The following is a 12,782-nucleotide window of genomic DNA, read 5'->3' on the forward strand; positions in this document are numbered from 1 at the left end:
GTCGGCGACGGTCCTGCGCTTCACGGCTCAACCCTTCTCATCTGCTGTCCTTGTACCTTCATCACAGCTCCGACGGTGGTGCGCCTGGTAGGGCCGGAAGTCCCGAACGGGGTGGTCGTTGGTCAGCGCAGGCGGCGCAGCAGCGGAGCGCGGCCCTCAGGGCCGATGCCTCTGCCGGGGCGGGACCTTCGGCCCTGCCCCGCTGCCTCCCCGATGTGATGCGCTGGGGTCATCACCGATCGGAGGTGCTGTCATGGTCACTCGTACGGCACAGCATCGGGAGCATGCCATCCAGGCGGCACTGAAGGCCGCTCGCTGGGCCCCTTCCGTGCACAACACACAGCCCTGGTCCTTCGGCGTGTCCGGTGAGGAGATCAGTTTGCGGGCCGACACCGACAGGAAGCTGCTCATCGGCGACAGCGCCGGCAGGGAGCTGCTGATCAGTTGCGGAGCCGCTCTTTTCACCATCCGTACGGCGCTGCGATGTGCGGGTTATGAGCCGTCCGTCCGGGTGCTGCCGGACCCGGACCGGCCTTCGCTGCTGGCCACGATCAGCGTGGGCACGGAACTGGAGACCGACCAGCACACGCGGGCGCTCGGCGCGGAGATCGAGCGGCGCCGCACCCATCGGGCGGGGTTCACCGACCTGCCCGTGCCCGAGCGGCTGGTCGATGGGCTGGTCAAGGACGCGAGGAGCGAGGGGGCCAGGCTGACTCCGGTCGGCTCGCCCGCCGCGGTGAGCATCATCGCGGCGCTCACCCAGGCCGCGCAGGCGGCGCAGGCGCAGGACCGGGTGCTCAGCCTGGAAGTGATCCGCTGGGCTCGGCCACCCGGCAGCGCCCGCAAGGACGGCGTGCCGGCCGAGGGTTACCCGCGCCGGGCGGCCCGGACCGACCCGCACTTCCCGCAGCGCGACTACGCCTGGCGCCACGACTGGGGCAGCCAAGCGGACCAGCGCGCCTCCACGGCCACCGGAGTCGTGGCCCTGCTCACCACCCCGGGCGACACCCGCCAGGAATGGATCGCGACGGGACAGGCACTGCAAAGCGTCCTCTTGCACGCCTCCGCGTACGGTGTCAGCGCCGCCTTCCACACCCAGGCGCTGGAGATGTACCACCTGCGGGAGTTCCTCAGGCAGGAGGTGTGCTCGCAGGAGTATCCGCAGATGATCATGCGGTTGGGGATCACCTTCGATGACAAGGAATCCGTCCGGCGTCCGCTGCCCGACATGCTGGCATGAGGATCGGGGTTCATCCCGGTGGGAACAGCGGCCTCAGATTGACGGTGGGGGTCACCGCGACCGGGCACCAGGCTTCGAGAAGCGCGGTCTGGGTGACCGGTCCCAGCAGAAGGCAGGCGGGTGACTCGTTTCCCCGGTTGCCGAGCACGAGGAGCGTGGCGTCCTTGGCCGCGTCGATCAGCGCGCGCTGGGGCCGCTCGGTCACGAAGTCCGCCGTGACCGGTACATCGGGGTGTCTGCGCGCCAGCTGGGACGCGACCTCATGGAAGCGGGCTTCCGCTCCCTTGCGCAGCGCGTGCGAATCCACGAAGGGAAGCGGCTCCTGCCACGACGGTGATCGGCAATCTCCCCAGCAGCACAGGGCCGTCAGGGAGCCGCCGCGCAACGCGGCCTCGTCCAGCGCGAGATCGAAGGCCGCCAGGCTCGCGGGTGAGCCGTCGATGCCGACCACGATCCGGACGTCCTGGCCGCTCGGTCGCGGGAGGGGCCGTACGACGACGACCGGCCTGACACTGTGCGCGGGCACCTGCACGGCGGCCGACCCCACCTGAAGGCCGTCGAACCCGCCCCGCCCGCGAGACCCGAGCACGGTCATCTCCGCCTCGCGCGTGGCCTCCAGGAGCACGGCCGAGGGGGTACCTCTCCCCAGCAGCGGCTGGGCATCCACATCCGGAGCCAGGGCTCGGGCACGGTGGACGCCCTCGTCCACGACGGCGAGGGCGACTTGCTCGATCTGCGTCAGGACCTCCTGTGCGACAGGCCTGAGCACATAGGGCCAGTGCAGAGCATGACAGACCAGTACGGGTAGCCCACGCAGCCGCGCCTCTTCGACCGCCCAGTGCAGCGCCTCATGGCTCCCAGGCGAATCGTCGTAGCCGACCAGAATTGGCCGACCAGCGTATCGATCGCTCACCGCGCTGCCTCCTGGAAGAGGAATTTCTCTGTCCATGCGGCATTTCCCCAAGCCGATGAGATGAGACCCATAGGCGATGAAACTCTTGGCCCTATCTCGCTTGCCTCAGTCCGCTCCGGACGGCGCTGTCAGCCGTACGGCGGTGACCTTGTATTCAGGGTCACCCCACCTGGAGATGAGGGTGTTGACGCCGCCGGCGGGAAAGTGGAAGGCGCAGAACGGCTCGCCCCGTCCCGGTCAGTGCGATGTCACCGGCGGGCGGGAGGGGTGCAGGACGCGATCAAGTCGGACGGCGGCGTAGCCGAGGGTGGACAGCGCGGTGACGATCAACAGGTCGCCCAGGGCCAGTGGTTCGGTGCCGAGCAATTCGCGTAGTGGCGGGAGGTACAGTCCGGCGAGCTGCAGGACGAACGCGCCGGCGACGGCGAGGAGCAGCATGGGGTTGGCCAGCGAGCCGGGCTTGGTGCGGGAACCGAGCGCGACGCCGAGTTGGGTGGCGCCGAGGGCGAAGAAGGCCATGCTCTGCCACGGTCGTCCTGTCTGGTGGGCCCAGACGGCGACGCCGAGGGTGACGGCGGTCAGGACGACGGCGATCCGGATCACGCGCTGCCACAGCCCGGCGCCCAGGATGCTCTGGGTGGGCGGCCGGGGTGGGGCGGTCATGGCTCCGGGGATCGCCGGCTCGCCGCCGAGGGCCACGCCCGGCAGTCCATGGGTGAGCAGGTTGATCCACAGGATCTGGGCGGGAAGCAGGGGGAGTGCGAGGCCGGCGAACGGCCCCAGCAGCATCACCGCGATCTCGGCGGCTCCGCCCGACAGGGCGTAGACCAGGAAGCGGCGGATGTTGGCGTAGACCCGGCGGCCCTCCTCGACCGCCGCGATGACGGTGTCCAGGTTGTCGTCGGCGAGTACGAGGTCGGCGGCCTGGCGGGCGACTTCGGTGCCGCGTTTGCCCATGGCCACACCGATGTCGGCGCGGCGTAGCGCAGGTCCGTCGTTGACGCCGTCACCGGTCATGGCGAGGGTGTCGCCGCGCTCCCGCAGTTTCTGGATGATCTCGAGCTTCTGTTCCGGGGTGGCGCGGGCGTACACTCCGGCCCCGGCCTGATCGAAGGGGTCTCGGCAGTCCACGACCGGGTCGCCGACGGCGATGATGCCCAGCTCGGTGGCGACGGCGCGTGCGGTCCCGGGGTGATCGCCGGTGATGAGCAGCGGTCTTATGCCGGCCTGCTTGCAGGCGGCGATCGCGGCGGCCGCCGCGGGACGCGGTGGATCCAGGATGCCGACCAGTCCGAGCAGCGACAGCCCGCTCTCCCGCGCTGTTTCCGGGACGGTGTCCAGGTCGGCGCTCGCCACCGCCAGGACCCGGTATCCGGCATGGGCGAGTTGCTCGGCGCGCTGGGCCGCGCGGGCCAGCAGCGCCGGGTCGTCGACCAGGATGGGCGGGTGGAGCAGCGCTTCGGGTGCTCCCTTGCAGATTACCCGGCCCTGTCCGCCGGGCAGGCGGTGCACGGTGCTCATCCGCTTGCGTTCGCTGTCGAAGGGACGCTCGGCGACGCGCGGGAAGCGCTCTTGCAGTTTCTTGCGGTCCAGGCCGAGCTTGGCGGCGGCGGCGAGCAAGGCCGCCTCGGTCGGGTCGCCGAGCGCCGTCCACTCCTGGCCGGGGTCCTGCGGCGGTGACAATCGCGCGTCGTTGCACAGTACGGCCGCCGTCAGCAGGTCGGTGAGGCCCGCTTCGTCGAGGGAGTCGTCGCGTTCGACCGCGCCGTCGGGTGTGTATCCGGAGCCGGTTATGGTGGCCTCGCCCTGCGGGGTCCACACGTGCCGGGTGACCATCCGGCCCTCGGTGAGGGTCCCGGTCTTGTCGGTGGCGAGTACGGTCACCGAGCCCAGTGTTTCCACGGCGGGCAGCCTGCGTACGAGGGCGTTGCGCGCGGCCATCCGGCGAGCTCCCAAGGCCAGGCTCAAGGTCACGACGGCGGGCAGCGACTCGGGCACGGCCGCGACCACCAGGCTGATCGCGGTCACCACCATCAGCTCGACCGGTTGCCCGCGGACCAGGCCCAGGGCCAGCACCAGCGCGGACAGCAACACCGTGACGGCGGCCAGCAGGCGGCCCACTCCCATCAGCCGCTGTTGCAACGGTGTGAGACCGGCTCCCTTGACCATCATCGAGGCGATACGGCCGCTCGCGCTGGCCGCCCCGACGGCAGTGACCTCGGCGCGGCCACGCCCTCTGACCACGGCGGTGCCCGAGGAGACCGGGTCGTCGCCGGCCTTGTCCACCGGCACCGACTCGCCGGTCAGGGACGACTCGTCCACCAGCAAGGCCGCCGACTCCACCACCGTGGCGTCGGCCACGATGATGTCGCCTTCGGCCAGCACCAGCACGTCTCCTACGACGATTTCGGCCGCCGGAATCCGCGTCTGGGAACCGTCGCGGATCACGCGCGCTACCGGGGCCGTGAGCTGCGACAATGCGGTGATCGCCCGGTCGGCGCGGATCTCCTGCGCGACCCCGACGGAGGTGTTGACCACGACCACGAGCATGATGACGGCGGTGTCGGTCCAGTCGCCCGTGACGATGGTCAACGCCGCCGCCACGAGCAGAACGACGATCAGCGGATCGCGAAGCTGGGCGAGCACCCGCCGCCACAACGCAACGGGCGGCTGCTGCGGGAGCAGGTTGGCCCCGTCCCGCTCCAGACGCACGGCCGCCTCCACGGACGACAACCCAGAGGGCGCGGGAATCACCATGTCTTCCTCTCTGACCTGCTGTCTTCCGGACCACATCGGGGGACCGCATCATTTCCCTACCTGTTTTCGCAGGTGCTGAACTGTCGAACCAGAAGCGAAGGTCCCATGGGGACAGGGCCGAATGGCAGGCGTCTCGCACAAGCGGCTGTGCCTGCCAGGCCGCGTTCACCAACCCATCATTCCGCCCATGCCCGGCCAAGACGTCTGCGAGGACCCGCCCGGCCGACCCCACATGGGGCCGGGCATCGTCGAACCGCCGAACCAGTCGGCCAGATATCGCTGCATCTGGAACATCTCGGCGTGCTGGGTGTCGCGGATCTTGGCCGCGAGGGCGGCGACCCGCGGGTGCTGGGCGCGGCCGGAGGCCAGCAGGTACTGGGACATCATGATCGCGGTCATGTGGTGCGGAATCATGTCGCACAGGAACGTCTCATCCAGCGCATCGCCGGACAGCTTGGACAGGTCCCGCATCATCGGCTGGTAGCGGGTGCCTGTCGCCCGTCCCGGATACCAGGTGGCCAGCCACGTGTTCATGGTGGCGATCTCGGCGTTCTGCGTGGCGACGATCGAGGCGCCCAGGGCGCGCATCTGGGCCCGGCCCGAACGCTGCAGTTGCCTGGCCGCGGCCACCGCTTCCTGGTGGTGGGCGACCATTTGGGGCAGATAAGTAGCCTCGTCGCTCGCCCCCACGCCGTGCATCGGGCCGCCTGGCCCCATCATGCCCCAGCCGGTCTGGCAGACGGTGGACTGCCCGGCCGCCTGCCGCCCGATGGCATCGTCGGCGGTAGCAATGGCGATGCCGGTCGCCGTGGTTGCCGCCAGCAGCGATCCGGCCGTGATCCCGACCAGTATCGAGCGTTTCATCTCGGCCTCCGAACTCTCGTCGAGGGGTTCTCCGCCACCCACGCTGAGGGAAGCTCGGTGCCCGGCACAGGGCCATAAGACCCGGATGACCCGGACCAACGCCACCACCGGGCGTGGCCCCTTTGGGGAGGTCCACAGGCGAATGGCCGCCATGGCGCCGACGCCGCGCACCCGTCACCGGGGCGAATAGGGTCCTTCGGCTCTTGCCTGCCGGACTTCCGGCCCTGCAACGACGCTCTGTGAGCGGGTCGGATGGAGAGGTGACGAAGGAGGACGGATCATGATCATCGTAGGTGTGGATGGTTCGGTGACTGCGCGGGCCGCGGTGGAGTGGGCGGTCAACGACGCTTTGCGGATGGGAGAGCCGTTGCGGATCGTGCACGCTGTGGACCGCTCGCCGTACCAGATCGGCAGGTTCCCCAACGCCGCGCTGCCTGACGCGCTGCGGCGCGAGGGGCAGCGGATCCTGCGCGAAGCGCTGGCCCTGGCTCATGAGCGTCAGCCCGATGTCGAGGTCACGACGCGGGACATCGAGGGCGCGCCTGCTGAGGTGCTGCGCGAACAGGCCAAGGACGCGGCGGAGATCGTGCTCGGCAGCCGCGGGCTCGGCGGGTTCGCCGGCGCGCTGCTGGGTTCGGTCAGCGCGCATGTGGCGGGTCACGTGGGCTGTCCCGTCGTGGTCGTACGCGGCGATCACCAGCCGGTGCGCGGGGAGATCGTGGTCGGCGTGGACGACTCGCCCGCGTGCGAGCCCGCGCTGGTCTACGCCTTCCAGCAGGCCGAGCTGCGGCGGAGCACACTGAGGGTGGTGCACGCCTGGCAACTACCCGTGCACGCGTACGCGCCCGAGGCGCCGTACGACATGGACGAGGTTCGCACCGCGCAGCACCAGACCGTCCGCGACCGGGTGGGAACCTTCAAGAGGGACTACCCGCAGGTGACGGTCGTTGAGGACGTCCAGCCGGCGCAGCCGGTGGAAGCCCTCACCGACGCCTCCACCCGAGCCGACCTGCTGGTGGTGGGCTCGCACGGCCACGGCGCGGCGGGTGCGCTGCTGCTCGGCTCGGTCAGCCGCGGCGTCCTGTACCACACCCGTTGCCCGGTGGCGGTGGTGCGCGCGTAGAGGGACGTTCGCCCATGCCACCCGTGGCGGCCCAGGGCGCATCGTTACGAGAGGGATGAGGAGGCAGAGATGTCCATCAAGGTCAAGGACGTCATGAGGAACGTCGCCATCGCGGTTCGGGAGGACGCGTCGTTCGCCGAGATAGTGCGGACGATGCGCCGATACACCCTCGGGGCGATCAGCGTGATCGATGCCGATGGGCGCCCTGTGGGGGTCGTCTCCGAAGACGATCTGTTGCTCAAGGAAACGGGCCCGGCACGACACAGCACCCCGATCTTCGAGAACCGCAAACGGCGTGCGGAGCAGGAGAAGGCGGCCGCGATCACCGCGTCGGCGCTCATGACCACGCCCGCGATCACCGTGACCCCGGGAACCCCGGTTCGCGACGCGGCGCGGCTGATGCACGAGAAGCGGATCAAGCAGCTGCCGGTGATCGACGTGGTCACCGGGCGCATCACCGGCACTCTGCACCGATCAGATGTGCTGCGTGTCTTCAGCCGTTCGACGGGCGAGTTGGAGAGAGAGATCAGGGCCGTGATGGGTGACCTGACGTCGGTGTCGGCAGGCGTCTCCGGTGGTGTGGTGCGGCTCAGCGGCCGGGTGGCGCGCGCCTCCGAGGCCATCCAGCTGGTAGAGGAGATCCGCCGGGTGGAGGGCGTGATCGACGTCGTCTCGGAACTGACCTACGACAGGGCCGACCTTGTCGTCGTCCCGCCGCTGCTGTAGGGGCCGCGCCGCACCTGCAGCTCGGCCAGCAGGTCATCCAGCCGCATGTGCGGCTGAGGGGATTGCCCCCGAACTCGGCTAGCGTGGCAGCTGGACGGCATGACGCCTACCCCGATCTGGTGGTCGGGCGGCGTGGGGCGCGTGGCACCGGTGGTCCGTATCCGAGCCGCATGATCATTTGAGGGTGCCCACGGCGGTGATGTGAGTCCTTGTGGCGCCGCATGTCGCGCAGGTCGAGCGGCTGGTTGAGGAACGAGGCGGACACGGCGTGCTTGGCCGCCACCAGCAGCACGCGCTGGAGCGCCTGCCCCGCGCGCAGCCAATCCAGCGGCTCGTCCGTGGCGGTGGTCAACACGGCCAGTTGCGGGTTCGGCTCGAAGCGGGCGCTGCCGGTGCGGCGGCCGAAGTCGCGGATCGGGTCCATGTCGCCGACGGCCGCCGGCCCATGCACGTGAAGGTCCCGTCGGAAGCCGCGAGGGGACCAAGGTCCTCAAGCTGCGGGTCGTACGGCACTGCCCCGGGTAGGGGGCACGCGGTGTGCTTTAGAGGTGACGAGAACGACGAATCCGCACTGAAAGGGGGCCATCATGGCCACCACCGTCAACAGGCCCGTTTTAGAGAACGGCCCTGTCGCCGCACACCGCCCCGTCGACTACGTTTGGGCGATCACCCGAATCTCGATCGGGTGGATCTTCCTGTGGGCGTTCCTGGACAAGACCTTCGGCTGGGGCTTCGCCACCCCCGCCAACCGCGCCTGGATCTCCGGCGGCAGCCCCACCACCGGCTTCCTCAAGGGCACCGGAGAGAACGCGCTCGGCGGGTTCTTCAGCTCGCTGGCCGGCCAGCCGTGGGTGGACTTGCTGTTCATGCTCGGCCTGCTCGGCATCGGCGCCGCGCTCATCCTGGGCGTCGGCACCCGGATCGCCGCGGTCACCGGCACGCTCATGCTGGTCCTGATGTGGGCCGCCGAACTGCCGCTGGCCAACAACCCGTTCCTGGACGAGCACCTCATCTACTCCATCGTCCTGGTCGGCCTGGCCCTGGCCAACGCCGGCGCCACACTCGGGCTGGGCACCCTGCCCATCGTCCGGCGTACCGCCTGGCTGAAGTAGCCGCCCACGACCAAGCGCCCGCCTCCGGTAACGGAGGCGGGCGCTTGGCCGTCATCCACGATGGCCGGCCCTGCCCGCGTCACAGGCGGCGTAGCCATGGCGGACCTAAGACGGTCAGGGGTGGACGAAGGTCCCTACCCAGGCCGCTGCCTCGAGGGTGATCGTAAAAACAGGGAGGTCACCGTGAGCCTCCAGGTTGCGACACACGCCTGGTGCCCGGTGATCATCGTACGAGGAGACTCGGAGGCGCTGAGCGGCCGGGAGGTGGTGGCCCCCGAACTGAAGGTGGAGGTCGAGCGGGCCGACGAGCCCGCGCGTCCGGCTGATTCGGGACCAAAGGCACCTGTATCGGGGACTTCGTCCCCGGGTGCCGGGGTGCTTGTTTCGTGATGCTGGAGATGGAAGGAAACCTCGCGAAGGAGACGCGTGATGGCCAGACGGATCGTGGTGGGCGTGGACGGGTCGGTGCCGTCGGCGGCGGCGGTGGAGTGGGCCGCGGCCGATGCCGAGCGCAGAGGGCTGCCGCTGCGGATCGTGCACGTGTGCGAGCAGTGGCCGCACAGCCCTGGAGGGCGGGCCTACTGCGCCAAGGCGCTGGAGGCCGCGGCGACGCGGGCACGCGAGCTGGGCGCGGAGGTGACGACGGAGACGCTGACCGGGAACGTGATCGACGACCTCATCGGTGAGTCGGCGCCGGCGGACAGCGTGGTCCTGGGCAGCAGGGGACTTGGCGGGTTCGCCGGACTGGTGCTGGGCTCGGTCAGCCTGGCCGTGGCGGGGCACGCGGTCGGCCCGGTGGTGATCGTCCGCGCGCCCACGGAGGCGCGGCACGGTCGGGTGGTGGTCGGTTACGACGGGTCGGAGCACTCGCGGGCGGCCATGGAGTACGCACTGGCGCAGGCCCGCGCCCAGGGCGCCGAGCTGCATGTGGCGTACGGGTGGCGAACACCGATGTTCTCGCCGTACGCGGCCGTGTCCGGCAGCCTGCTGGAGGTCGCCTTCCAGCAGCAGGTACGGATGGCACGCGAGCGGGTGGCCTCCTGGCGCGAGGGCAACCCGGACGTCAAGATCACCGACACGGAGGTGTGTGAGCACCCGGTGGCGGCGTTGATTCAGGCCTCACAGACGGCGGACCTGGTGGTGGTCGGCTCGCGCGGGCTGGACGCGTTCGCCTCCGCGCTGCTCGGGTCGGTCAGCCACGGCGTGCTGCACCACGTGACCTGCCCCGTCGCGGTCGTACGTCCGCGAGAGGAGGAGTGATGAACGTCGAGTCGCTGACGGCGAAGCAGGTGATGAGCCGGATCCTGGTGGCGATCAGGCCGGAGGAGTCGTCGCTGATGGCATGGGAGCTGATGCGCCGGGGCGATGTCCATCACCTGCCGGTCGTCGAGGACGGGCAGGTGCTGGGCGTGCTGACCCGCGAGGACGTGGCCGCGTCCTGGTCGGGCGGCCCTGAGGAGCAGTTCAGGCGCCAGGTGCGCGGGCTGCTTGGCAGCAGGCGCAGGCCGCGCGTCCAGCCGGACATGTCGCTGTCAGAGGTGGCGGTCGTGATGCTCGACGCCGGGTGCGACGCGATCCCCGTGGTCTCGGAGGAGGGGCTGATCGGGCTGATCACGGCCAGGGATGTGCTCGCCGCGGTCGCCGGCCGGGTCAGGGCCGCCGACAGGCCGGGCGAGGTCGTCACCGGGATGTTCCACCTCGACCCCGTCCTGCCCGCGGGCGACTGAGCGGATGGGCGGTATCCGCCGACATGTCCACGTGATCAGCGACCTGCTCAACAGTGAGGCCGAGCCGCAGCCAGGGTCCTTCGGCCCGGACCGGGGGACGTCCGGTACGCAGGGCGTTTGCTCACGGACCTCACGGAGTGATGCGGCGCCCGCTGACGTGCTCGGCCCGCAGCACGATGTAGTGGTCCCTGCTCCCGGGCGCCCAGGCCGTCAGCGGCAGCGCGGCGAGCCGCGCCAGTTCGGCGGGGTCACGCACCGCTCTGGAGGGTCCCACCACGGTCACCGACCAGCCGGTACGCGACCGCGGTTCGAACTCGTCCACCTCGAACGCCACGATCGCCTCCCGGGTGGCCGCGGCCAGCTTCGAGCCGATCCCGGTGCGGATGACGATCCGCTCACCGTCGAGGCAGAAGGTGACCGGCTGCACCGCCGGCAGGGCGTGATCGGTGAACACGATCCGCCCGATCGGCGTGGACGCCAGAAGAAGCATGCACTCCTGGCGGGAGAGCACCTGGAGTCCGGAAGAGTCGAGTTTCATGCCGTACAGCCTTGCGTGCGAGGCTAGTCGCGGTTAGGGGCGAAAGTCCCGGGAATCGCGCCGATCCGCACGCAGCCGGGCGGCCAGCGCGGCGGCCTGGGTACGGCGTTGCATGTCGAGTTTGGACAGCAGGTTGGACACGTAGTTCTTGACCGTCTTCTCGGCCAGGAACATCCGCTCGCCGATCTGCCGATTGGTCAGCCCCTCGCCGATCAGGTCGAGGATATGCCGTTCCTGCTCCGACAGCGTGGCCAGGGGGTCCTTGCGGGCCGCCTGCTCGCGCAGCCGCGTCAGCATGGCGGCGGTGGTCTGCGGGTCCAGCAGCGACTGGCCGGAAGCCACCGTACGCACGGCGCCGACCAGGTCGGAGCCGTGGATCTGTTTGAGCACGTAACCGGCGGCGCCCGCCATCACCGCCTCGAACAGCGCGTCGTCGTCGGCGTAGGAGGTCAGCATCAGGCACGCCAGCCCGGGCAGGCGGGAGCGCACTTCACGGCACACGTCCACGCCGTTGCCGTCGGGCAGGCGTACGTCCAGCACCGCCACGTCCGGCTTGAGCGCCGGGATGCGGGCGATCGCGGACTCGGCGGTGCCGGCCTCGCCGATCACCTCTATGTCGTCCTCGGCGTCCAGCAGGGCGGCCACGCCGCGCCGTACCACTTCGTGATCGTCGACGAGGAACACACGAATCATGGGACAGACGGTAGTCACCACACCTCGCTTCCGGAAGGGACCAAAGACCTTGGCAGGACAATGTCGCACAGCTCTGCTCGCTGCTGCTGGTCCTCGGCTCGCACAGCCGGGGCACCATGGCCTCGATGCCGCTCGGTTTGGTCAGACCGGGCGGTCCGCACCCTGCCCGCCATCCGGTGGCAGTGGTCCGCGCGTAGAGGACCTACGACGGGATCATCCGGGTCCTTCGCCACTGCCGGCCTGAGCCGGGGGGAGGGATGGTGAGGGTGGAGGTGAAGGTTATGTCCATCCAAGTCAAGGACGTCATGGGCCGGGTCGCCATCGCCGTGCTGGAGGACGCGTCGTTCGCCGAGATCGTGGCCGCGATGAAGCGGTTCGCGGTGGGCGCGGTCACCGTGATCGACGCCGACCGCAGGCCGGTGGGTGTGGTCTCGGAGGACGATCTACTGCTGAAAGAGGCCGATCCGGTACGGCACAGCGTGTCCATGTTCGAGTCCAGGAGGCGGCGGAGCGAGCACGAGAAGGCGGCGGCGGTGACCGCGGCCAAGCTCATGACCTTTCCGGCGATCACCGTCACGCCGGGCACCGCCGTGCGTGACGCGGCTCGGCTGATGCACGACAAGCGCCTCAAGCAGCTGCCCGTGATCGACCCGGTCACCGGGCGGATCGTCGGCACCCTGCACCAGCGCGATGTGCTGCGGGTCTTCACCCGGCCCGCCGCCGACCTGGAAGCTGACGTCAGGGCCGTGCTGCCTGACACCGGAGCGTTCTCCGTCGAGGTCGACAACGGCGTGGTGACCGTCGGCGGACGGGTGCGGCACAGGTCTCAGGTCATCGCGGTCACGGAGGCGGTCGGCAAAGTCGAGGGCGTCGTCGACGTGGTGTGCGAGGTGTCGTTCGAGAAGGAAGACCTCGTCATCGCCCCTCCACTGCTGTAGGCGCGTTTCGGCGGGTCAGCAGGATGAGATGCGACGTACCGTTCGCGGGGGGGGGGGGGGCGCGGCCCCCCGAGGTGCCGGGGGGGGGGGCCGCGGTGAACGCCCCAGGGGTGTGGGGGGGTGGTCACGGCGCCCCACAAAGGGCCCCCAC

Annotated in this window: 13 protein-coding genes; 7 read left to right on the forward strand and 6 right to left on the reverse strand. The window is 70.0% G+C overall.

The genetic code is table 11. From position 1 onward, the window contains the following. Positions 1 to 253: 253 nt before the first annotated feature. Positions 254 to 1,240, forward strand: a complete 987-nt coding sequence (locus tag AB0L53_RS58695; protein WP_364015625.1) for a nitroreductase family protein — start codon at positions 254 to 256, stop codon at positions 1,238 to 1,240. Between the two features lie 10 nt (positions 1,241 to 1,250). On the opposite strand, the gene AB0L53_RS58700 is transcribed toward AB0L53_RS58695, so the two are convergent. The 3 genes from AB0L53_RS58700 to AB0L53_RS58710 all read right to left on the reverse strand — a co-directional run bounded on the left by AB0L53_RS58700 (position 1,251) and on the right by AB0L53_RS58710 (position 5,774). After that, positions 1,251 to 2,153, reverse strand: a complete 903-nt coding sequence (locus AB0L53_RS58700) for a universal stress protein (protein ID WP_364015628.1) — start codon at positions 2,151 to 2,153, stop codon at positions 1,251 to 1,253. A gap of 237 nt (positions 2,154 to 2,390) precedes the next feature. Then, positions 2,391 to 4,910 carry a cation-transporting P-type ATPase gene (locus AB0L53_RS58705; RefSeq protein WP_364015631.1) on the reverse strand — a complete coding sequence of 840 codons (2,520 nt, stop codon included), beginning with the start codon at positions 4,908 to 4,910 and terminating at the stop codon, positions 2,391 to 2,393. A 165-nt stretch (positions 4,911 to 5,075) separates the two neighbouring features. Continuing rightward, positions 5,076 to 5,774 carry a DUF305 domain-containing protein gene (locus AB0L53_RS58710; protein WP_364015634.1) on the reverse strand — a complete coding sequence of 233 codons (699 nt, stop codon included), beginning with the start codon at positions 5,772 to 5,774 and terminating at the stop codon, positions 5,076 to 5,078. A gap of 280 nt (positions 5,775 to 6,054) precedes the next feature. On the opposite strand from AB0L53_RS58710, the gene AB0L53_RS58715 reads away from it, so the two are divergent. Together AB0L53_RS58715 and AB0L53_RS58720 are read left to right on the forward strand one after the other, a co-directional pair. Then, the gene (locus tag AB0L53_RS58715) at positions 6,055 to 6,897 is read left to right on the forward strand and encodes a universal stress protein (protein ID WP_364015636.1); all 843 of its coding nucleotides are present in this window, start codon (positions 6,055 to 6,057) and stop codon (positions 6,895 to 6,897) included. A 69-nt stretch (positions 6,898 to 6,966) separates the two neighbouring features. Further along, on the forward strand, positions 6,967 to 7,623 hold the full coding sequence (locus tag AB0L53_RS58720; protein WP_364015639.1) for a CBS domain-containing protein: 657 nt from the start codon (positions 6,967 to 6,969) through the stop codon (positions 7,621 to 7,623). 106 nt (positions 7,624 to 7,729) lie between these two features. Here AB0L53_RS58720 and AB0L53_RS58725 read toward each other — a convergent pair whose 3' ends face one another. Continuing rightward, complete coding sequence (locus AB0L53_RS58725) at positions 7,730 to 8,074, reverse strand: hypothetical protein (protein ID WP_364015642.1); 345 nt, start codon at positions 8,072 to 8,074, stop codon at positions 7,730 to 7,732. Positions 8,075 to 8,210: 136 nt separating this feature from the next. Between AB0L53_RS58725 and AB0L53_RS58730 the strand changes: the two genes are divergently transcribed. From AB0L53_RS58730 to AB0L53_RS58740, 3 genes are all read left to right on the forward strand, one after another. After that, positions 8,211 to 8,735 carry a hypothetical protein gene (locus tag AB0L53_RS58730; protein ID WP_364015645.1) on the forward strand — a complete coding sequence of 175 codons (525 nt, stop codon included), beginning with the start codon at positions 8,211 to 8,213 and terminating at the stop codon, positions 8,733 to 8,735. A gap of 429 nt (positions 8,736 to 9,164) precedes the next feature. Next, a complete protein-coding gene (locus tag AB0L53_RS58735; protein ID WP_364015648.1) occupies positions 9,165 to 9,995 on the forward strand; it encodes a universal stress protein in 831 nt (276 codons plus the stop codon). Next, entirely contained in the window at positions 9,995 to 10,462 is a 468-nt protein-coding gene (locus AB0L53_RS58740) for a CBS domain-containing protein (RefSeq protein ID WP_364015650.1), read from the forward strand. Before AB0L53_RS58735 ends, AB0L53_RS58740 begins: the two co-directional genes overlap by 1 nt. 130 nt (positions 10,463 to 10,592) lie before the next feature. Here the strand turns inward: AB0L53_RS58740 and AB0L53_RS58745 are convergent, their stop codons facing one another. Together AB0L53_RS58745 and AB0L53_RS58750 are read right to left on the reverse strand one after the other, a co-directional pair. Continuing rightward, positions 10,593 to 11,000 carry a pyridoxamine 5'-phosphate oxidase family protein gene (locus tag AB0L53_RS58745; RefSeq protein WP_364015653.1) on the reverse strand — a complete coding sequence of 136 codons (408 nt, stop codon included), beginning with the start codon at positions 10,998 to 11,000 and terminating at the stop codon, positions 10,593 to 10,595. A gap of 33 nt (positions 11,001 to 11,033) precedes the next feature. Beyond that, complete coding sequence (locus tag AB0L53_RS58750) at positions 11,034 to 11,693, reverse strand: response regulator transcription factor (protein WP_364015656.1); 660 nt, start codon at positions 11,691 to 11,693, stop codon at positions 11,034 to 11,036. Between the two features lie 281 nt (positions 11,694 to 11,974). Here AB0L53_RS58750 and AB0L53_RS58755 point away from each other — a divergent pair, with 281 nt between their 5' ends. Further along, the gene (locus AB0L53_RS58755) at positions 11,975 to 12,631 is read left to right on the forward strand and encodes a CBS domain-containing protein (protein ID WP_364015659.1); all 657 of its coding nucleotides are present in this window, start codon (positions 11,975 to 11,977) and stop codon (positions 12,629 to 12,631) included. Positions 12,632 to 12,782: the final 151 nt, after the last annotated feature.

It is taken from the genome of Nonomuraea sp. NPDC052129 (genome assembly GCF_040680095.1).
GTDB lineage: Bacteria > Actinomycetota > Actinomycetes > Streptosporangiales > Streptosporangiaceae > Nonomuraea.

Excerpts from the sequence above, each read along its gene's own strand:
- AB0L53_RS58695 (WP_364015625.1), top strand. The coding sequence starts at position 254 with ATGGTCACTCGTACGGCACAGCATCGGGAGCATGCCATCCAGGCGGCA.
- AB0L53_RS58705 (WP_364015631.1), bottom strand. The coding sequence starts at position 4,910 with ATGGTGATTCCCGCGCCCTCTGGGTTGTCGTCCGTGGAGGCGGCCGTG.
- AB0L53_RS58710 (WP_364015634.1), bottom strand. The coding sequence starts at position 5,774 with ATGAAACGCTCGATACTGGTCGGGATCACGGCCGGATCGCTGCTGGCG.
- AB0L53_RS58715 (WP_364015636.1), top strand. The coding sequence starts at position 6,055 with ATGATCATCGTAGGTGTGGATGGTTCGGTGACTGCGCGGGCCGCGGTG.
- AB0L53_RS58720 (WP_364015639.1), top strand. The coding sequence starts at position 6,967 with ATGTCCATCAAGGTCAAGGACGTCATGAGGAACGTCGCCATCGCGGTT.
- AB0L53_RS58730 (WP_364015645.1), top strand. The coding sequence starts at position 8,211 with ATGGCCACCACCGTCAACAGGCCCGTTTTAGAGAACGGCCCTGTCGCC.
- AB0L53_RS58735 (WP_364015648.1), top strand. The coding sequence starts at position 9,165 with ATGGCCAGACGGATCGTGGTGGGCGTGGACGGGTCGGTGCCGTCGGCG.
- AB0L53_RS58740 (WP_364015650.1), top strand. The coding sequence starts at position 9,995 with ATGAACGTCGAGTCGCTGACGGCGAAGCAGGTGATGAGCCGGATCCTG.
- AB0L53_RS58745 (WP_364015653.1), bottom strand. The coding sequence starts at position 11,000 with ATGAAACTCGACTCTTCCGGACTCCAGGTGCTCTCCCGCCAGGAGTGC.
- AB0L53_RS58750 (WP_364015656.1), bottom strand. The coding sequence starts at position 11,693 with ATGATTCGTGTGTTCCTCGTCGACGATCACGAAGTGGTACGGCGCGGC.
- AB0L53_RS58755 (WP_364015659.1), top strand. The coding sequence starts at position 11,975 with ATGTCCATCCAAGTCAAGGACGTCATGGGCCGGGTCGCCATCGCCGTG.